This window comes from Saliphagus sp. GCM10025317, assembly GCF_042663665.1.
Lineage (GTDB): Archaea > Halobacteriota > Halobacteria > Halobacteriales > Natrialbaceae > Natronosalvus.
This window is the reverse complement of sequence record NZ_JBHTAQ010000007.1, coordinates 682,068-699,550: the sequence shown is the minus strand read 5'-3', so window position 1 is coordinate 699,550 and position 17,483 is coordinate 682,068. Positions and strand designations below refer to the sequence as shown.

18 protein-coding genes, 1 tRNA gene and 1 pseudogene are annotated in these 17,483 nt (G+C 65.0%); 14 read left to right on the top strand and 6 right to left on the bottom strand.

Annotated elements, in window-relative coordinates:
- Nucleotides 1–2 precede the first annotated feature (2 nt).
- On the top strand, nucleotides 3–395 hold the full coding sequence (locus tag ACFQS4_RS18035) for a DUF5811 family protein (RefSeq protein ID WP_500195074.1): 393 nt from the start codon (nucleotides 3–5) through the stop codon (nucleotides 393–395).
- Nucleotides 396–486: 91 nt separating this feature from the next.
- Here the strand turns inward: ACFQS4_RS18035 and ACFQS4_RS18030 are convergent, their stop codons facing one another.
- A complete protein-coding gene (locus ACFQS4_RS18030) occupies nucleotides 487–1,113 on the bottom strand; it encodes a DUF8526 domain-containing protein (protein ID WP_500195072.1) in 627 nt (208 codons plus the stop codon).
- A 127-nt stretch (nucleotides 1,114–1,240) separates the two neighbouring features.
- On the opposite strand from ACFQS4_RS18030, the gene ACFQS4_RS18025 reads away from it, so the two are divergent.
- The 5 genes and pseudogenes from ACFQS4_RS18025 to ACFQS4_RS18005 all read left to right on the top strand — a co-directional run bounded on the left by ACFQS4_RS18025 (nucleotide 1,241) and on the right by ACFQS4_RS18005 (nucleotide 3,593).
- Complete coding sequence (locus ACFQS4_RS18025) at nucleotides 1,241–1,735, top strand: ferritin-like domain-containing protein (RefSeq protein WP_500195071.1); 495 nt, start codon at nucleotides 1,241–1,243, stop codon at nucleotides 1,733–1,735.
- Between the two features lie 67 nt (nucleotides 1,736–1,802).
- On the top strand, nucleotides 1,803–2,231 hold the full coding sequence (locus ACFQS4_RS18020; RefSeq protein WP_253430113.1) for a metal-dependent transcriptional regulator: 429 nt from the start codon (nucleotides 1,803–1,805) through the stop codon (nucleotides 2,229–2,231).
- A gap of 630 nt (nucleotides 2,232–2,861) precedes the next feature.
- Nucleotides 2,862–3,035 (top strand): annotated as a pseudogene (locus tag ACFQS4_RS18015) (HNH endonuclease); the annotation flags it as partial.
- A gap of 79 nt (nucleotides 3,036–3,114) precedes the next feature.
- Nucleotides 3,115–3,187, top strand: a tRNA-Gln gene (locus ACFQS4_RS18010).
- 91 nt (nucleotides 3,188–3,278) lie between these two features.
- Nucleotides 3,279–3,593, top strand: a complete 315-nt coding sequence (locus ACFQS4_RS18005) for a PadR family transcriptional regulator (protein ID WP_500195068.1) — start codon at nucleotides 3,279–3,281, stop codon at nucleotides 3,591–3,593.
- Between the two features lie 31 nt (nucleotides 3,594–3,624).
- Here ACFQS4_RS18005 and ACFQS4_RS18000 read toward each other — a convergent pair whose 3' ends face one another.
- Nucleotides 3,625–4,767 carry an acyl-CoA dehydrogenase gene (locus ACFQS4_RS18000; protein ID WP_500195066.1) on the bottom strand — a complete coding sequence of 381 codons (1,143 nt, stop codon included), beginning with the start codon at nucleotides 4,765–4,767 and terminating at the stop codon, nucleotides 3,625–3,627.
- A 193-nt stretch (nucleotides 4,768–4,960) separates the two neighbouring features.
- Here ACFQS4_RS18000 and ACFQS4_RS17995 point away from each other — a divergent pair, with 193 nt between their 5' ends.
- On the top strand, nucleotides 4,961–6,007 hold the full coding sequence (locus ACFQS4_RS17995) for a phytoene/squalene synthase family protein (RefSeq protein WP_500195064.1): 1,047 nt from the start codon (nucleotides 4,961–4,963) through the stop codon (nucleotides 6,005–6,007).
- 255 nt (nucleotides 6,008–6,262) lie between these two features.
- Here ACFQS4_RS17995 and ACFQS4_RS17990 read toward each other — a convergent pair whose 3' ends face one another.
- Nucleotides 6,263–6,715 carry a hypothetical protein gene (locus tag ACFQS4_RS17990; protein ID WP_500195061.1) on the bottom strand — a complete coding sequence of 151 codons (453 nt, stop codon included), beginning with the start codon at nucleotides 6,713–6,715 and terminating at the stop codon, nucleotides 6,263–6,265.
- Nucleotides 6,716–6,779: 64 nt separating this feature from the next.
- Nucleotides 6,780–7,634 (bottom strand): 3-hydroxyacyl-CoA dehydrogenase family protein, encoded by an 855-nt coding sequence (locus tag ACFQS4_RS17985; RefSeq protein ID WP_500195059.1) that lies wholly within the window; start codon nucleotides 7,632–7,634, stop codon nucleotides 6,780–6,782.
- Between the two features lie 199 nt (nucleotides 7,635–7,833).
- Between ACFQS4_RS17985 and ACFQS4_RS17980 the strand changes: the two genes are divergently transcribed.
- From ACFQS4_RS17980 to ACFQS4_RS17960, 5 genes are all read left to right on the top strand, one after another.
- Nucleotides 7,834–8,391: a DUF7409 domain-containing protein gene (locus ACFQS4_RS17980; protein ID WP_500195058.1), complete on the top strand. Its 558-nt coding sequence runs from the start codon at nucleotides 7,834–7,836 to the stop codon at nucleotides 8,389–8,391.
- A gap of 225 nt (nucleotides 8,392–8,616) precedes the next feature.
- On the top strand, nucleotides 8,617–9,405 hold the full coding sequence (locus ACFQS4_RS17975) for a class I fructose-bisphosphate aldolase (RefSeq protein ID WP_500195057.1): 789 nt from the start codon (nucleotides 8,617–8,619) through the stop codon (nucleotides 9,403–9,405).
- Nucleotides 9,406–9,407: 2 nt separating this feature from the next.
- A complete protein-coding gene (locus ACFQS4_RS17970) occupies nucleotides 9,408–10,289 on the top strand; it encodes a class 1 fructose-bisphosphatase (RefSeq protein ID WP_500195054.1) in 882 nt (293 codons plus the stop codon).
- Nucleotides 10,290–10,373: 84 nt separating this feature from the next.
- The gene (gene argS, locus ACFQS4_RS17965; protein ID WP_500195052.1) at nucleotides 10,374–12,146 is read left to right on the top strand and encodes an arginine--tRNA ligase; all 1,773 of its coding nucleotides are present in this window, start codon (nucleotides 10,374–10,376) and stop codon (nucleotides 12,144–12,146) included.
- Between the two features lie 133 nt (nucleotides 12,147–12,279).
- Nucleotides 12,280–12,813: a GNAT family N-acetyltransferase gene (locus tag ACFQS4_RS17960; protein ID WP_500195050.1), complete on the top strand. Its 534-nt coding sequence runs from the start codon at nucleotides 12,280–12,282 to the stop codon at nucleotides 12,811–12,813.
- Nucleotides 12,814–12,828: 15 nt separating this feature from the next.
- Here ACFQS4_RS17960 and ACFQS4_RS17955 read toward each other — a convergent pair whose 3' ends face one another.
- On the bottom strand, nucleotides 12,829–14,037 hold the full coding sequence (locus ACFQS4_RS17955) for a potassium channel family protein (protein ID WP_500195048.1): 1,209 nt from the start codon (nucleotides 14,035–14,037) through the stop codon (nucleotides 12,829–12,831).
- Nucleotides 14,038–14,407: 370 nt separating this feature from the next.
- Here ACFQS4_RS17955 and ACFQS4_RS17950 point away from each other — a divergent pair, with 370 nt between their 5' ends.
- Both ACFQS4_RS17950 and serS read left to right on the top strand, forming a co-directional pair.
- Nucleotides 14,408–14,647: a hypothetical protein gene (locus ACFQS4_RS17950; protein ID WP_500195046.1), complete on the top strand. Its 240-nt coding sequence runs from the start codon at nucleotides 14,408–14,410 to the stop codon at nucleotides 14,645–14,647.
- Nucleotides 14,648–14,958: 311 nt separating this feature from the next.
- Nucleotides 14,959–16,338: a serine--tRNA ligase gene (gene serS, locus ACFQS4_RS17945; RefSeq protein WP_500195044.1), complete on the top strand. Its 1,380-nt coding sequence runs from the start codon at nucleotides 14,959–14,961 to the stop codon at nucleotides 16,336–16,338.
- Between the two features lie 39 nt (nucleotides 16,339–16,377).
- Here serS and ACFQS4_RS17940 read toward each other — a convergent pair whose 3' ends face one another.
- The gene (locus ACFQS4_RS17940; protein ID WP_500195042.1) at nucleotides 16,378–17,283 is read right to left on the bottom strand and encodes a DUF7351 domain-containing protein; all 906 of its coding nucleotides are present in this window, start codon (nucleotides 17,281–17,283) and stop codon (nucleotides 16,378–16,380) included.
- Nucleotides 17,284–17,483: the final 200 nt, after the last annotated feature.

Sequence of the window (17,483 nt, the reverse complement as noted above, 5' to 3'; positions counted from 1 at the left end):
TCATGAACGGAAATACGCCGTACGGTGGGTTGCCGGGAGTTACACAGGCCGGACAGCGGGCCGCGGCGGACGTTCCCGAACTGTCACTCGAGCAAAAGCGAACGCTCCAGCGGACGGTCAGCCAGATCGCCGCCCGGACGCGGGAGTTCCTCCCCGACGAGTACGTCGTCGACGCGGACGTTGCGGACGGCGTCTCCGGGCCACAGGCGCTCGTGGCCGTCCAGCCACCCATCGGTCACCCGGTCAGCGCCGGATTCACGCCTGACCTCGAGAACACGCCCGAGGACCTCATCAGCGCCGACGACCGCGACGAGGTCGCCCGGGGGTTGGCTGCGAGCGCCGCCTTGCAGGTGAAACAGGCCGTGAGCGACGACGTGACGCCGACGGCACGCTAGCCGTCGAAGCTGGTTTCTGCCGTCTTCGGCCGCCTTCCGTCCGTCGATCCCCTCGAGCGCAGCGTCAATCCTCTCGATTCTAGCGATCCGATCACTCAATGTCGCGAGCCAGTCCTGCCCGAAGATCGCGACCGAAGTAGTAGCCGATCACGCTCGCGAGGAGGCCCGCACCCGCACCGATGGCGAGCAAGTACCGACCCGAGTCCGTCGGCAGAAAGAGGGCGAAATCGAGGAGGACAGCCAGCGCGCCGATGCCGGCACCGCCGAGTCCGACCTCGAGGTAGCGACGCCTCGACGTGGCCAGACCGATCACGAACGCCATTGCGAACAGGCCGAGCAGGCGGCCAATACCGGAAAACGGCACGACGATGCCCCCAGCTACCATGCCGAACCCGAGTGTGAGGACAATTGCGAGGAGACTCTTCGGGGAGAAGTACCGCGACGGCGAGAGGCGGGCGCGGATCGAGCCGCCGCGTCGCAACTGCGAGAGCGGGTTCCACTTTCGCTTCCGACTCGAGTCCGTCGTCGATTCGCTCGATGGCGTCGACTGCGTTTCGACATCGGTGGTCGCACTAGCAGTGGCGCTCGCGCCGGGCCCGCCCTCCAGGAGTCGGTCGGTTTCGGCCAGCAGGTCGTCGGTATCGGCGCCCGGTTCGCGCTGGCCGGACGACCGCGTCTCGCCGTCGTCCACCGACACCTCCTCGGAACGCTCGCTCATACTGTCCTCGAGGGGCGACAGCGGGATAGTTCCTTCGCTGACACGAGGTCGAGGTGTCAGTAGCGTGTGCAGAACGCGCCAAAACAAAAAGCGGGAGACTAAGTATGATCCGCCCCGAATCGGGGGTATGAGCCTGGGACAGCGGGTCTCGAGCGACCACCAGCTCACCCGACTGCTACAGATCGGGATCGTGCTGGAAGAGGTCGTCGAGTCGCGTGCCGCCCACCACCTCGAGTCGTTGCCCGAGGCCGAACGGGAGGCCATCGACGAGGAGGTGCGAGCGTTACTCGCCGAGGCGGCCGAAGAGTCAGCCGAGCACCGCCAGCGCCTCGAGGCGCTCGTCGACGAGCTCGAGGCCGAGACGGTCTCCTACGAGGAGATTAACACGCTGGTCGACGCCCGATACGGGCCACCCGAGGACACCGACGGCGTCCTCTACGACCAGCTGTGTAACGAGGAGACGGCGTACAAGTTCTACGACGACCTCATCGCGGCGATCGAGGCCTCCGAGACAGACTTCAGCGTCGACCGCGAGCGCGTCCTCGACACCCTCGAAGCGATCCGCGCGGAGGAGACCGAGGGTGTCGAAGCGGTAACAGATATCATGGAGCGACGAGCATGAGCGGGGAGCCGAACGGAACGCGTACATCACGACCATTGCGCGCACTGCGGACGCGAGGTGGCAATCGATGAACACGGCAGATCAATATCTGAAGGCGGTCTACCTGGCACAGCGTCTCGAAGACGGCCCGGCCTCCACCGGCACCCTCGCGGAGTTACTCGAGGTCAGCCCGGCGAGCGTCAACGAGATGATCGGAAAACTCGAGGAACGAGAACTCGTCGAACACGAGAAGTACAAGGGGGCGACGCTCACCGACGAAGGACTCGAGCGCGCACACAACGCCCTCCAGACGTACTGTATCATCGAGCGATTTCTCACGAACGTCCTCGAAGTCGAGGAGTTCCGCGAGGAGGCTCGCGCCCTCGAGAGCGTGATCGACGAGACCGTCGCAGACCGACTGGACACGATTATCGACCGGCGGGAGGAGTGCCCGGACTGTTTCGACGCCGAGGAGGACTGCTGTGCCTACCTCGAGGCAGGGTCGCTCGCGGAGTGACGGCGTGGCGGCGTGACGGCGTCGCTCGTGGACGCCCGGGAGTTTATATAAGATCGGGCGGGCAGACCCGGCGTGCGCTGTCCGACCTGTGAGAAGTCCCTGCAGACGGAGCGGGGAATGCGACAACACCACACGAAGGTCCACGGAGAGCCACTGCCGAACCGGACGTGTAAGGGCTGTGGCCTCGAGTTCTACGACCCGAAGTCGAGACGAGTCTACTGCGACGACTGCAATCCGAGCGGCGGGTCGAACAATGGCAACTGGAAGGATGCCATGGAGGAGGCCTCGTGCGTGCGTTGTGACGAGACGTTCGAGTACTATCCCTCGAACAAGGAGGGCGTGTACTGTCCGTCGTGCGTGGAAGAAAGTGATGAGTTTCTTGGGGACCCTTACTGGGAAGTCCATCCTATCGAGCGTGTCGAACGAGCTTGTGAACATTGTGACTCAACAATGACCGTGCTCAAATCGGCCGTTGAGAGAGGTCAGGGTCGGTTCTGTAGCCAGGCGTGTCTGGCAAAGTCGATGATGGTCCAGCGAAGTCAACCCGATGTCTCGTACAACGGCCGGTGGCGAGAGGTCCGTCGGAAAGTGCTACGAAGAGATCAGCACAGTTGACGCCGATGTGGTAAAGATAGAGAAGAAATGGGACGAGAACCAGACGTCCACCATATTGTACCCGTGCGTGAATTTGACGACCCACAAGAATCACATACGCTGTCAAATCTCATCTGCCTCTGTAAGCGCTGTCATAAATTAGTAGAAATTGGGAAAGTACCTTGCCCAGATCCAATTGATAGTACCTGAAGCCTTGGTACAGCTGGTCATCTCATTGGCGTCTCCAACCCGAAGGATTTGTATTCCCTGGAAACTCTGTTTCATACGAAGTCCCGTGGTGTAGTGGCCAATCATCTGAGCCTTTGGAGCTCAGGACGGCGGTTCGAATCCGCCCGGGACTATGGCAAATAACTTACATTATCTCGTCGAGCTAGGTCACCACGCTCGAGCACGAACCGTAACGACTGTAGCCTCGTCCACACCACGTCCGGTATGGCGAGATGGCTTCAGAGCGGGCGGCGACGCGACATCTGTTTTCTCCTCGCAGCGATGGAGGCGGCGCGCGGCCAGGAACTCAAGTCGGCCCTCGAGTCCCACTACGACGAGCGCCTCGAGCCGAAGGCGTTCTACGGCTCCCTATCGGCGCTCGTCGACGTGAGATTCGTCGAGAAGGACGTCGAGGGACTCCACGACGTCTATCGCCTGACCGACGCCGGCGATGCTCGCGTCCGCGAACACGGGTCGTGGGTGTGTGAGTGTCTCGGGTGCGAGGCCGAGACCGAGAGCGAGAGCGAGTCGTCGGAGTAACGCCGCCACTCGCGTCCTCAAGCGCGACGGCCTACTCGAGCAGCCGATCTCCGATCGTATTTCGCAGAATCTCGCTCGTGCCCTCGTAGATTTCGTTGAGTTTGGCGTCGCGGTAGAAGCGCTCGGCGGGGAAGTCCTTGGTGTAGCCGTAGCCGCCGTGGATCTGGATGCCCTCGTTGGCGACCTCGCGCGAGACCTCGCTGGCGTAGAGTTTGGCCTGGGCGGCCTCGGTGATGTAGTCCTCGCCGCGGATCTTGTTGTCGGCAGCCTTGTGCATCAGCAGCTTCGCGGCCTGGATCTTCGTGTCCATGTCCGCGAGTTTGTGCTTGATCGCCTGGAACTCGCCGATGGGCTGGCCGAACTGCTCGCGCTCGCCAGCGTACGACCGGGCCTCCTCGAAGGCGGCACGGGCGATGCCGACGCCGCGGGCCGCGATGGTGATGCGGCCGCCGTTGAGCGTCTTGAGCGCCTGGACGAAACCGTCGCCCTCCTCGCCGAGTCGGCGGTCGGCGGGAATCCGGAGGTCGTCGAACCGGAGCTCGGCGGTGGGACAGCCCTTGTCGCCGAGTTTCTCCTCCGTGCCCTCGACGTAGAAGCCGTCGTCCTCCTCGGGGCGCACGACAAACGAGGAGATGCCGCGGTTGCCGGCGTCGGGATCGGTCTTCGCGAAGAGGGTGACTGTGTCGGCGACCGAGCCGTTCGAGATCCAGAGCTTGCCGCCGTTGACGACGTACTCGTCTCCTTCGCGATCGGCCGTCGTCGTCATCGAGGGGACGTCGCTGCCGGCTCCGGCTTCGGAGAGGGCGAACGCGCCGACGTCTTTCCCTTCGGCGAGCGGCGTCAGGTACGTCTCCTTCTGGGACTCGTCGCCGAACTCGTAGAGCATGTTCCCCGCCAGCGAGATGTGCGCGGCGACGACGGTTCCCAGTCCGCCCGAGCCCCGGGAGATCTCCTCGATCCCGATCGCGTAGGAGTGGTAGTCGAGGCCGGCACCGCCGTACTCCTCGGGGAACGGCATGCCCATCAGGCCCAGGTCGGCCATCTGGTCGACGAGATCCTGCGGGAACTCGTCCTCGTGGTCGATATCGCTCGCGACGGGAACGATCTCCTCGTCGACGAACTCCGCGACCATGTCCCGAATCTGTGCCTGCTCCGGCGAGAGGCTGAAGTCCATGATCGATCCATCGAGAGGCCCCCGCTTTATTGTTGTTGTACGCTCGTCCCGTTGAATCGCGTGTATTCGACCGCCCTTCGAGACCCGGTGAGTCGGGCCCGTCGAGGCTGAACCGGCCGGTTCGGTTCCTGTATTCCCAGGATCGTCCGCGACCGGGGTGCTTTTCCGGAACGACGACTAATAGGGGGTCTAGATGACTACGGGCTACTCCCCTCCCGCCACCGAATCCGACATCGAGTGGTGCTACGACGCCGTCCACGGCGTTTCGCGCACCTTCTCGATCACCATCGACCGACTCGAGGAACCGATGGCGCGTCACATCTGCCTGGGGTATCTCTTGTGTCGAATTGCCGACACGATAGAGGACGCCGGTCACATCCCACCGGCCGAGCAGACCGCCCTGCTCGAGGCGTTCGACCGGGTGCTCGATCCGGACGCCGACACGACGGCGGAGGACTTCCGCGAGGCTGTCGAACCCTGGATTCCGGAGGAGCGGTCCAGCGACTGGGACGTCGTCGCTCACACCCCGCGAGTCGTCAGGTCCTTCGAGTCCCTCGAGGACGAACCTCGCGAGATCATGCGCGAACCGGTCAGGGAACTCGTCGACGGGATGGCGATGTTCACCAGCCGGTACGCCGACGAGGGCGGTCTCCGTCTCCAGACGCTCGAGGAACTCGAGGAGTACTGCTGGTACGCCGCCGGGACCGTCGGGACGCTCATCACGGGGCTCGTCGCCCGCGGCACCTCCCCCGAGCGCGCCGAGGTGCTGCGCGACAACGCCCGGTCGTTCGCCCTGCTCTTGCAGTTGGTCAACATCGCGAAGGACGTCGAGACCGACTACCACGAGGAGAACAACGTCTACCTGCCGGCCGAGTGGCTCGCAGAAGAGGACGTCGCCGTCGAACGCGTCACCGACGAGGCCCACCACGGCGGCGTCACGAACGTCATCCGTCGGGTGACCGGGCGAGCGGAGGGATACCTCGACGGTGCCCAGCGCTACCTCGAGGTACTGCCCGAACGACACGGTAACACGCTGTCGGCCTGGGCGATTCCGTATCTCCTGGCCGTGGGCACCCTGCGGGAACTCCGCGAACGGCCCGAGGACGTCATCCGGGAGGGGAACGTCAAGATTTCGCGCGCGGAGGTCTTCGCCGTGATGCAACAGTTCGAACAGGACCTCTCGAGGTCGGCACTCGAGGAGTTGCGACGTGAGATGTCCGAGAAGCCGCTCCACCAGTAACGGGTTTGCGTCGGCGGTAGCGGGCTCGGGAGTTTCGGAAGAGGGGAGATATCCGACATCCCGAATCTTACTACAGAAATTATATTGTATTACTATCGGTCCTATAGTGATAGATTTGATCGGCACGAACGACTCGAGTGTCTATAACTCATCGGCAATTGCAGTACTTCGGCTCGAGTAGCCTCGAGATTCGGAGGAAAACCAGGAAAGGAAATGCAGAGCAGACGATGCAGAGCTGACACTCCTGAGCAAACGTTACTCGAGCGCGAAGACGTTCGCCTCGAGCCGACGGTCGGGGGTTACGGTAATCGTCACATGGGCCTCCGTGACGCCCCAGCCGTCCTCGAGCTGGTCGGCGATTTCATCGCTCGAGAGGCGAATCGACTCCTCGTCGAGGCGCGCGCGAATGCCGTAGGGGCGGGCGGTCTCGTCCCACGGGCCCCGGACGGCCTGGCGGTCGTGGCCGCTCTCGTGGCCGGCGGGGTCGAGCCAGCGAGTGGTCCCACGAGCGGTCTCGAGGTCGGTGCCGACGGCGATCTCGACCGTGGCGCGCTCGTTCGAGTCGTTCGCGACGTGGAGAGAGGCGATCCGGAAGGTGCCGGGATCGGAACGCTGGCCCCAGGCGACGGCGGCGGTCAGGGTCGTGCCGAGCCCGCCGAGTCCGAGACCGAGGACTGTTCGGCGGGAGTACGTTGGAGTGGAGGGCATCGCTATCCAACACTTCAACGGCGCTACTGATATACCTGTTGACTCGCCAAGAGGTGTGCGAGTGCTAGTCGTACTCGTAGAAGCCCCGTCCGGTCTTTTTGCCGAGGTCGCCCGCCTCGACCTTGCGCTTGAGGAGGTACGCTGGCTTGTACCGGTCCCCGAGTTCCTCGTACATGGTCTCGGAGGCGTGCAGGCAGACGTCGAGGCCGATGTGGTCGGCCAGTTTCAGCGGTCCCATCGGGACGTTCGTCCCCAGTTCCATCCCCGCGTCGATGTCTTCCTTGCTCGCGACGCCCTCGTCGTAGGCCCTGATCCCCTCGTTGAGCCAGGGCATCAGGATGCGGTTCGTGACGAAGCCAGGCTTGTCGTCAGATTCCCAAGTCGTCTTTCCGAGGTCCTCCGCGATTTCGTGCGCCAGGTCGGTGGCGGCGGCGGTCGTCTTCTCGCCGACGACGATTTCGACGCCCTCCATGATCGGGACGGGGTTCATGAAGTGCAACCCAACGACGCGCTCGGGGTGCTCGAGCGGCGCCGCGATTGAAGTGATCGAGAGCGTACTCGTGTTGGTCGCGAGCACGACGTCCTCGTCGCAGTGGGTCTCGAGATCACGGAAGATGTCGCGCTTGATATCCATATTTTCGACGGCGGCCTCGACGACCAGGTCGCAGTCGGCGAGGTCCGCGAGGTCCGTCGTCCCCGTGATTCGCTCCCGAATCGTTTCGGGGTCGTCGGGCAGAGCGTCCTTCCCGTCGAGGCGCTCGAGGCTGTCGGCAATCGCGTCGAATCCGCCCTCGACGTACTCGGATTCGATGTCGCGCATGACCACGTCGTAGCCGGTCGTGGCGGCGACCTGTGCGATGCCGCTTCCCATCGTCCCCGCGCCGACGACGCCGATTCGCTCGATGTCCTGGCGTACCATGGCGGGCAATACTTGCGATTCGCTGGTAAGTGTAGCGATACGTCGGAACGAGAGGCCGGCCGAGGGCCGTCCCCTCGCCGAGTTCGGTGAGAAAAACAGCCGACGACTGCGGCGTCAGACGTCGCGACTGCTGGCGATTTTCTCGAGGGGAAGGTTCAAGTTCCGGGCGTGTGAGGTACCGATAGTTCCGGTGAATCGCGTGAGCAAGGAAAACGTGGCCGAAACGAGAGACGGCGCCGCACGGCTTCTCGAGCCAGGCCACCGCGAGGCCCTCGAGGACGCGGGTATCGAACCGGCAATCGTCTCGAGACAGAGTTGCTCCTATCGGATGCTGCTCGACGCCGGCCTCGACGAAGGCGTCGCCGACGCGCTCCGCCGCCAGTTCTCCCTGCCGTGGTCGTTCGAGACCGACGGCGACCTGGACCGGCGCTCGAGCGAGGTTCGCGGCCTGGGAGAGGCCGAACGCGCCTGGGTCGCCGCGAGCGCCGACGAGGGCTGGCAGGCGTTCGAGCCCGTCTCCTCGAGCGGGGCAGAAACCGGGGCCGAGGACGCGTCCGGTCGTCCCTGGCCCCGACCCACGCCGGTGACGGCGGTAACCGGCGTCAGTCCCGAAAACGCCGCGAGGCTGGCCGAGGCTGGGATCACCTCCGCGGAACGGCTGGCGACGATTCACGCGACCGAAGTTGCGAAGGTCCTCGAATTGAGCGTCCTCCACGTTCGGACGTGGCGTCACAACGCTCGCGAGTTAGTCGATTGAGCGAGTCACTCGAGTCGCTCGAGCCATCCGAGCCACACGGCTCGAGACTGCGAGGGTGACCCACGCACGTATCACCCATTGGATAGATACTCGAGTGTGAAGTTCGGAGCAGGACGACGACCAGCGGATGCGGGCCGGGGAGCATCGAATTTACTACTCGAGAAAGTATTTTTCAGCTGAGAGGACCGCCAACGATATATGGGTCGATGGTGGAGTTGCAGGCAGATGCGACCCATCGACGACTCACCGATCGTTCGCGACGGAAACGCCTGCATTCTCGCGATGGACCACGGCCTCGAGCACGGGCCGGTCGACTTCGAGGAGGTGCCCGAGAAGCTCGACCCCGCGACCGTGTTCGAGACGGCGACCCACGACGCGGTGACGTGCATCGCCGTCCAGAAGGGAATCGCCGAGGGCTACTACCCGAGCTACGAGGACGACGTCAACCTCCTGGTCAAACTCAACGGCACGTCGAACCTCTGGATGGGCGAACCGGACTCCTCGCTCAACTGTTCGGTGGAGTACGCCGCCGAAATCGGGGCCGACGCCGTCGGCTTCACCCTCTACGGCGGGTCGAACAACGAAGTCGAGATGGCCGAGGAGTTCCGCGAAATCCACGAAGCCGCCCGTGAGTACGACCTCCCCGTCGTCATGTGGTCGTACCCGCGCGGCCAGGGGCTGAAAAACGACACGAAACCGGGGACGATCTCCTACGCGACCCGACTGGCTCTCGAACTGGGCGCCGACATCGCGAAGGTCAAGTACCCCGGTAGTACCGACGCCATGGAACACGCCGTCCAGTGTGCCGGCAACATGAAGGTCGTTATGAGCGGCGGCTCGAAGACCGACGACCTCGACTTCCTCTCGACGGTCGAGGCCGTGATCGCCGCCGGCGGCAACGGTCTCGCCGTGGGCCGGAACGTCTGGCAGCGCGAGAACCCCGAACGGCTACTCGACGCCCTCGAGAAGGTCATCTACGAGGAAGAGACGGCCGACGCCGCGCTCGAGGCGTGACGATGGCGACGGCGCTCGACGGCGCGGTCGAGCCGGTCGATTCGATTATTCGGACGGTCGCCCGATCGGCGACCGAGATCCGCCAGGGCCTCATCGGCCGCCGGAGCAGCGCCGCCGAGGAGAACCCCAGCGGCGAGACCCAGCTCGAGGCCGACGTCTGGGCCGACGACCTCCTCTACGATCGCCTCTCGCGACTCGAGGGGGTCGCCCAGTACGCGAGCGAGGAGCGCGAGGAGGTACTCGACTGCGGCGACGACGTGGACGACGGCGTCGCCGTCGCCCTCGACCCGCTCGACGGCTCCTCGAACCTGAAGTCGAACAACACGATGGGGACCATCGTCGGCATCTACGACGAGCCACTCCCGGCCCCGGGAGAGGCCCTCCTGGGCGCGTGTTACGTCCTCTACGGACCGATCACCACGATGGTCGTCGCCACCGAGGACGGCGTCTCTGAGTACGAACTCGGCGGCGGCGAGGCGACGGTCGTCCAGGCCGACGTGACCCTCCCCGACGATCCGGTCGTCTACGGCGTCGGCGGGCGCGTCCCGGACTGGCCGCCCGCGATCGAAGCCTACGTGAGCCGTCTCGAGAGCGAACTTAAACTCCGGTACGGCGGCGCGATGATCGGCGACGTCAACCAGGTGCTGACCTACGGCGGGCTCTTCGCGTACCCGACCCTCGAGTCGAGCCCGGAGGGGAAACTGCGCGTCCAGTTCGAGGGCAACCCCATCGGGTACATCCTCGAGCGAGCGGGCGGCCGCTCGAGCGACGGGCACGGCTCCCTGCTCGCCGTCGAACCGACCGAACTCCACCAGCGGACGCCGCTGTACGTCGGGAACGAGGCGTACGTCGATCTGATCGAGGACGTTCTCGCCGACGCGTAGCACGTTAGCGGCGAGTGGCTCAGACTCCGTCGGCGCTCGGAGAAACCCGACACCCCTTTACTCGCGCCCCGAAAACGGGGTGGTATGTTCCGTTCACTCCGTACGGAGGTCGAGGCCGCCCTCGAGGGGGCGCTCTCTACGCTCGACCTCCCAACCGACGACCTCGGCATCGAAGAGCCGCCGGAAGACGTCCCGGCCGTCCTGGCCTCGAGCGTCGCCTTCCGACTGGCCGGCGAGATGGGGGCGGCCCCGCCCCAGGTCGCGGCCCAGCTAGCCGAGGAAATCGACGTCGACGACCTCGAGTACGTCGGCCGGATCGACACCCAGGGGCCGTACCTCAACTTCCTGCCGAGCGACGCCTACTTCGCCGATACCCTCGCGGCGGGAACCGACGAGGCCTACGGCCACCTGCCCGACCGCGACACTTCGGTCGTCGTCGAACACACCAGCGCCAACCCCACCGGCCCGGTCCACGTCGGCCGCGCTCGCAACCCAATCGTCGGCGACGCCGTCGCGAACGTCCTCGACGCCGCCGGGTACGACGTCGAGCGCCACTACTACGTTAACGACGCCGGCCGCCAGATGGCCGTCTTCACCTGGGCCTACGAGACCTTCGACGAGAGCGACCTCGAGACCGAACCCGAGCGCAACCGCGTCGAGTACGACCTCGTGCGTTACTACCAGAAGGGCAACGCCTACCTCGAAGCGGCTGACGAGGACGCCGTCGAGGCGGCCGAAGCCGAGATTCAGGGGATCCTGCAGGGGCTCGAGGAAGGCGACGAGGAGACCTACGAGCGCGTCCAGACCGTCGTCGATCAGGTTCTGGGCGGCATGCGCGAGTGTCTGGCCCGCCTCCCCGCTGAGTTCGACGAGTTCGTCAAGGAGACCCGGTTCATGCGCGACGGAAGCACGCAGGAAATCGCCGACCGCCTCCAGGACACCGAGTACGCCGTCCTCGAGGAAGGCGCCTGGCAGCTCGACCTCGAGGAGTGGGGTATCGAGAAGAAACTCGTCTTCCTGCGCTCGGACGGCACTTCGCTGTACACGACCCGCGACCTGGCTCACCACGAGTGGAAGTTCGACAACTACGACCGCGCCGTGACCGTCCTCGGCGAGGATCACAAGCTCCAGGCGAATCAGCTCGAGGCGACCCTGGATCTGCTCGACAACGACACCGACAGACTGGACTCGATCCACTTCTCGTGGGTCAACCTCCCCGGCGGCGAAGGGATGTCCACTCGCCGCGGAACGGGGATCATGCTCGACGACCTGCTGGACGAGGCCATCGCCCGCGCCCGCGAGGAGGTCGAGAGCCGCATGGACGACCGCATCCGCGACGACGACCTCGACGAGGAGGACGTCGAGCGCATCGCTCACCAGGTCGGCATCGGCGCGGTCCGCTACGACATCGTCTCGAAACAGCCGACGAAGGGGATCACCTTCGAGTGGGACCAGGCGCTCGACTTCGAGGCCCAATCGGCCCCCTACGTGCAGTACGTCCACGCGCGCTGTTGTGGGATCCTGGACGAGGCCGGTGTCGGCGTCGGTGGCGAGTTCGAAACTGACGTGGATGCCGACCTGCTCACCACGGACGCCGAACGCGACCTCCTCGAGACCATCGCTCGCTTCCCGGCTGTCATCGAGGAAGCCGCCGACGACCTCGAGCCCCACCAGGTGGCGACTTTTACCCGCGAATTCGCCGAGGCGTTCAACGCCTTCTACCGCGAGTGTCCGGTGCTCGCCGACGACGTCGAACCCGACGTGCGCGAGGCGCGTCTGGCGCTGGTCGCTGCCTCGAGACACACGATGGCCAATGCGCTGTCCGTGCTCGGGGTCGAGGCACCGGAGTCGATGTGAGTTGGACGCGTACTCCTCAACTAGAGACAGCGTGATCCCGGCCGTTCGGGCGGCGTGATCCCGGTCGTCCGGCCAGAGTGAATTCGTAGCACACGACGGCGACGTTGAAGTACGTAGTCCGTGAGTGAAGCGTATGCCCGGAGCCGTATTCCTCGAGGGAGAGCGCGTCGAACTGCGAACCGTCGAACTCGAGGACGCCGAATTCTTGCAGGAACTGATCAACGACCCGGCCGTCCGGACGAGCCTGTTCGCCCACCGTCCCATTGCCGGCCACCAGGAGCAAGAGTGGATCGAATCGATCGGCGAGGACGACGCCGTCAAACTCTTGATCTGCGTCGACGGCGAGGCCGTCGGCATCGTCACCCTCGAGCCCCCGAACGACGTCTGGGGTTGTGCCGAAATCGCGTACATGGTTGCGCCGGCCGAGTGGGGCAACGGCTACGCCACCGACGCAGTCGAGGCTCTTTGCGGGTACGCGTTCACCGAACGACGGCTCAACAAGGTGTACGCGAGCGTCTACGCGACGAACGGTGCCTCGGCACGTGTACTCGAGAAGGCGGGGTTCCAGAAGGAAGGCGAGTTTCGCCGGGAGGCGTTCGTCGAGGGTGAGTACGTGGACCTCCTTCGGTACGGGTTGCTGGCGGATGAGTGGAGTGAACGCCAGTAAGGCCGGGAAAACGAATCAGGCTCGAGCCAGGTCCTCGAACGCCGACGCCGATGTCCTGGTTCCTTTCGCGATCAGCACGTCACCCGCCTGGAGGCTCGCGTCGGCGTCCCCGACCAGCAACCAGCCGTCCTCGGGCCGACGGATAGCGATGATCGACATGGTCGACTCGGTGTCGGGCATCCCGTCGACGATCGACTGGCCGTCTAACTGGCTCCCCGGCTCGACCTCGAGGCGGGTGATGATCTCGTCGCTCTCCTCGACGGCCATTTGCACCACCGGGTGGACGTCGATCTCGCGAAAGACGCCCTCGGTGATGTCGACGGCGGCGTCGCTGATGACCTCCGACGCCTTGCTCAGGTGGATCAGGCCACGTAGTCGCACCGGATCCGAGGCGTCGGCGGCCGCTCGCAGCGCCCACGCCTCGAAGCGCGATTCGAGCGCGTCGACCTCGACCTCGAGGTTCTGAACCTCCTCGGCCAGGTCGTCGCTGTCGAAGAGGACGCTGCTGTAGGCGAGGTCGACGGCCAGCTCAGAGAGGTTCTTCATGTGAACGATGGCGTCGACGGCCCGCTCGAGGTCCGCCAGGTCGGGCGTCGCGGCGACCGGAGGTTCGTGGGGCGTACCGGTCATAGTCTCACAGACTTCCTTGATCCCGGAGTCGGGCCCGCGCATGAACGCCACGTCGGCGGCTTCGACCGTCGTCTGGGGACCGGGGTTGAGGATCCACTTGTCGCCACGCCGGAGCGCGATGACTCGGACCCCCGTCTCGGATTCCATGTTGATGTCCTCGAGGGTTCGCCCGGCATAGGCCGAGTCGTCGGCGACGACCTCGCGGACGAGCGTCTCGACGGCCTCGGGAAGCGCCGCGCGCATCGCCTCCGGGAGCCCAATGTCCTCCAGGACGACCTTCGCGATGTCGCCGGCGGCGTCGCTGATCTGGTCGGCCGCGACGACGATGCCCAGCACCGGCGCGAGCTGTTCGGCGTCGTCCGGGTTTCGGGCCGCCATCATGAGGCTCATCCGCCCACGCATCTCGAGGCGATCCATGCGCGACTCAAGGCGAAGAACCTCGCGCGCGAGGTCCTCGTTCCGGTGGAGCACGGCGGAGTACGCGAGGTCGATCAGCAGTTCGGCCGTGTCTTTCATCTCGATCAACACGTCCTTGACGCTGATCGGCTCGTACTCGATGGGCGTCGACGGCGCCTCGTCCGCGAGCGGGTCCATGTCCGAACAGACCCACCGCGTGGAAAAAAGCGTTTCCCGCCCGCAGTCGCAGCGGTCGCGCATCGACTGGGACGCGTTCGATGGCTCGAGCGCCCGGTCATTTGATTTCAACGAACCGTGACGATCAGAGCGAACTGAACGACACCCCTCTCGTTCGTGTCCTATCTATCGGGGTGACTTTCAATGGCTGGCACTAGAAAGCGAGTCGCTATTCGGTCACGATGCGTGAGTATAGCACATGCGAGGAAGACAAACGTCAGTCCGTGCCGAAGACGAATCGAGAACCTGGCTCGATCGAGTACGGCGGCGGTCGGCGGAGGAGCCACCGGATGAATCGAGCGGCCGATCCGGCTGGCGACGGTGGAACTCCATGCGGCCAGGGCAGGACGAGCGAGGAAGCTGGTTCGGCCGGTCGAGTGCGGAATCGGAGACGGTCGACGACGAGTCGGGCAGCTGGTTGAGTCGGGCGAGGGCGAAGTACGGTCTCGGCACGCTGCTCGTCGCCGCCGGGGTCGTCCTCGTTCTCTTCCCGGAACCCATCACCTCGGCGACGGGCATGATAATGGTCGGGGCCGGAGTCCTCCTCTGGCTCGCCGGCCTGGTCCGGTGAGCTGATCGCTAACCCACGACTCGGGGGAACGGCCCTCGAGTGACGTTGCGACTGTCAGTTTTTGACTGACAGAGTTACCCGATCAGTTCTTTCGAACGACAACGTTGCCCGGGCAATCCCGGCCGGAGAGCCTTGAACACGAGACGGACTGTCTCCGTGTGCTCCTAGAGACGGCTAAAGCTCGATACGACGAAATCGCGAAACGGCCGAAGGCTCGAGTCGGCCGTCCTCAGACGGGAGACGGGAATCGACTGTCTCACCGTCACACACATCCGACACGGTTTTTGCCGGGGGGCGGGAATCGACGCCCAATGCTCGACCGGACGATCCTGCGCGAGGACCCCGAGGCGGTCCGCACGGCCCTCGAGAACCGGGGGACCGACGTCGACCTCGAGGCAATCCTGGAGGCCGACGAGGAGTGGCGCGATCTGAAAGCCCGCGGCGACGACCTTCGCCACCAGCGAAACGAGGTGAGTTCGAAAATCGGCGAACTGAAACAGGCCGGCGAGGACGAAGAGGCCGAGGAAGCCATCGAGCGCTCGCAGTCGCTCAAGGCCGAGATCGAGAAGGTCGAGAACCGGGCGACCGACCTCGAGGCCGAACTCGAGGAGCGCATCCTCGAGTTGCCCCAGATTCCCGACGAGAGCGTTCCCGTCGGCGCGGACGAGGACGAGAACGTCGAGCGCCGTCGGTGGGGCTTCGACGACCTGCGCGACCTGCCCGCGGAGGTGACGCCCCACTACGACCTGGGCGAGGACCTGGACGTCATCGACGAAGCCCGGGCAGCCAAGACCACCGGCGCCGGCTTTTACTTCCTCAAGGGCGACGGCGCCCGCCTCGAGCACGCGCTGATCCAGTTCATGCTCGAAATCCACCGCGAACAGGGATACGTCGACCTCCTGCCGCCGGTCCCGGTCAATAGTGCGTCAATGCGGGGGACGGGCCAGTTCCCCAAATTCGTCGACGACGCCTACCGCCTCGGCGGCAGCAACGAGGACGCGTACGAGGACGAGGACCTCTGGCTCTGCCCGACCGCTGAGGTCTCCGTCACCAACATGTACGCCGACGAGATCCTCCTGAAGGACGACCTGCCGTTGAAACACCAGGCGGTCACCCCCAACTTCCGGCGGGAAGCCGGCGAACACGGCACCGAGACCCGCGGCATCGTTCGCGTTCACCAATTCAACAAGGTCGAGTTGGTCAACTTCGTCGAACCCGAGACAAGTTACGACCGCCTCGAGGCCCTGCTGGGCGAGGCCGAGGAAGTCCTCGAGCGACTGGAACTCCCCTACCGCATCCTGGAACTCTGCACCGGCGACCTGACGTTCGCGAGCGCGAAGACTTACGACATCGAGGTCTGGGCGCCCGGCGACGACATGGACGATGGCCCCGCGGAAGGCGGACGCTGGCTCGAGGTCTCGAGCGCGTCGAACTTCGAGGACTTCCAGGCCCGCCGGGCCGGCCTGCGCTACCGGCCCGAGCGTCACGAGTCGGCCGAATACCTCCACACGCTCAACGCCTCGGGGCTGGCGCTGCCGCGCGTGATGGTGGCGATCCTCGAGTACTACCAGAACGAGGATGGCACCGTCACCGTCCCGGAGGCGCTCCGGCCGTACATGGGCGGTCAGGAAGTTATCGAGGGCCACGAGAAAGTGGGCGAGAGCGCGCTGGGTGCGGGCGAGCGGGAGTAGGCGGGTAGTCGTTCGGTTGCGAGAAGGCGTTCGTTCGTTTCAACAAAACCGCGAGTCGACGCTCGTCTCGAGCACGTCCAGGTCGTCGTCCAGCCGGACGGTCATCACGTCCTCGCCAGCGGGCATCCGGACCTCGAGTCGGTACGGGTCGCGACTCACGACGCGGGTGAACTCGTCGCTGACGCACCACGGGAGCGTCCAGTAGGGGCGCTCGTCGAGGTTGATCCCGCGTTCGCGGTGGAAGGTCACGACGGCAGAGTGATCTAGCAGGCGGAGACCGGCGGCCGAACAGAGGGTGTGCCCGCACTGAACGCACTCGTGGTCGACGCGAACGTCGACGCCGAGACAACACGCACCCTCCTCGACGACGTGGGTTTCCATCCGACCGCTGCACTCCGGACAGACGCCATCGGCGGCCAGACAGTGCAGGTGGCGCACCCGGTTGTCGAACGCCTCGGCGACTTCCTCGTGGGTCCGGTCGGCGAGGCCGCCCGGCGGGAACGAGTACTCACCGTGGCGCTGGCCGCAGTCGGCGCACTCGATGGCCAGTCGTTCGTCGTCGTAGACGCCCTGGAGCGGGCCGCCGCAGGTGACGCAACCGCCCTGTACGGGAAAGGGGTCGAGGTCGGGGTGTTCGTTGAACGTGCCGGCGATCACAGATCTAACGACCTTCTCGCCGGCGTGTTTGAAGTCGTAGCCGCCGTCTCGCTGGACCACGAACTGGCCCGAGAGCTTCTGGAGGTGGTAGTTGAACTGCGCGGAATCGCGCATGTCGACCGCTCGTCGAAGGTCCGAAAATGCCACCGGGCGCTCGTCGGCGGCCCACAGCGCCTCGAGGATCGAGAGGCGCGTCTCGTTGCCGATGAGGGCGAACGCCTCCGCCGGTCCGAGACAGTCCGTACACTCGAGGATCGTAGAGTCGCTCGAGACGTCGGGTTTGCTCATATCGGATGATCGACTAGGAACGACTAAAACGTTCGCTGAATCTGTTTTTTGTAAGAGATCGGAAAACTCTCGCCACCGTGCCCGTCCTCCCACCATGCCCGTCGCGTCTGTCGCGCCCGCCACTCTCGCCCCACCCGTCGCTCTCGATTGCGCCTCCCTCGAGCAGTCGGCCCGAACGCAAACCACTCGAGCGGTGTCGA

Bases quoted from the DNA above. Each gene is read 5' to 3' on its own strand.
- ACFQS4_RS18035 (WP_500195074.1), top strand. From the start codon at position 3: ATGAACGGAAATACGCCGTACGGTGGGTTGCCGGGAGTTACACAGGCC.
- ACFQS4_RS18030 (WP_500195072.1), bottom strand. From the start codon at position 1,113: ATGAGCGAGCGTTCCGAGGAGGTGTCGGTGGACGACGGCGAGACGCGG.
- ACFQS4_RS18025 (WP_500195071.1), top strand. From the start codon at position 1,241: ATGAGCCTGGGACAGCGGGTCTCGAGCGACCACCAGCTCACCCGACTG.
- ACFQS4_RS18020 (WP_253430113.1), top strand. From the start codon at position 1,803: ATGAACACGGCAGATCAATATCTGAAGGCGGTCTACCTGGCACAGCGT.
- ACFQS4_RS18005 (WP_500195068.1), top strand. From the start codon at position 3,279: ATGGCGAGATGGCTTCAGAGCGGGCGGCGACGCGACATCTGTTTTCTC.
- ACFQS4_RS18000 (WP_500195066.1), bottom strand. From the start codon at position 4,767: ATGGACTTCAGCCTCTCGCCGGAGCAGGCACAGATTCGGGACATGGTC.
- ACFQS4_RS17995 (WP_500195064.1), top strand. From the start codon at position 4,961: ATGACTACGGGCTACTCCCCTCCCGCCACCGAATCCGACATCGAGTGG.
- ACFQS4_RS17990 (WP_500195061.1), bottom strand. From the start codon at position 6,715: ATGCCCTCCACTCCAACGTACTCCCGCCGAACAGTCCTCGGTCTCGGA.
- ACFQS4_RS17985 (WP_500195059.1), bottom strand. From the start codon at position 7,634: ATGGTACGCCAGGACATCGAGCGAATCGGCGTCGTCGGCGCGGGGACG.
- ACFQS4_RS17975 (WP_500195057.1), top strand. From the start codon at position 8,617: ATGCGACCCATCGACGACTCACCGATCGTTCGCGACGGAAACGCCTGC.
- ACFQS4_RS17970 (WP_500195054.1), top strand. From the start codon at position 9,408: ATGGCGACGGCGCTCGACGGCGCGGTCGAGCCGGTCGATTCGATTATT.
- argS (WP_500195052.1), top strand. From the start codon at position 10,374: ATGTTCCGTTCACTCCGTACGGAGGTCGAGGCCGCCCTCGAGGGGGCG.
- ACFQS4_RS17960 (WP_500195050.1), top strand. From the start codon at position 12,280: ATGCCCGGAGCCGTATTCCTCGAGGGAGAGCGCGTCGAACTGCGAACC.
- ACFQS4_RS17955 (WP_500195048.1), bottom strand. From the start codon at position 14,037: ATGGACCCGCTCGCGGACGAGGCGCCGTCGACGCCCATCGAGTACGAG.
- ACFQS4_RS17950 (WP_500195046.1), top strand. From the start codon at position 14,408: ATGCGGCCAGGGCAGGACGAGCGAGGAAGCTGGTTCGGCCGGTCGAGT.
- serS (WP_500195044.1), top strand. From the start codon at position 14,959: ATGCTCGACCGGACGATCCTGCGCGAGGACCCCGAGGCGGTCCGCACG.
- ACFQS4_RS17940 (WP_500195042.1), bottom strand. From the start codon at position 17,283: ATGAGCAAACCCGACGTCTCGAGCGACTCTACGATCCTCGAGTGTACG.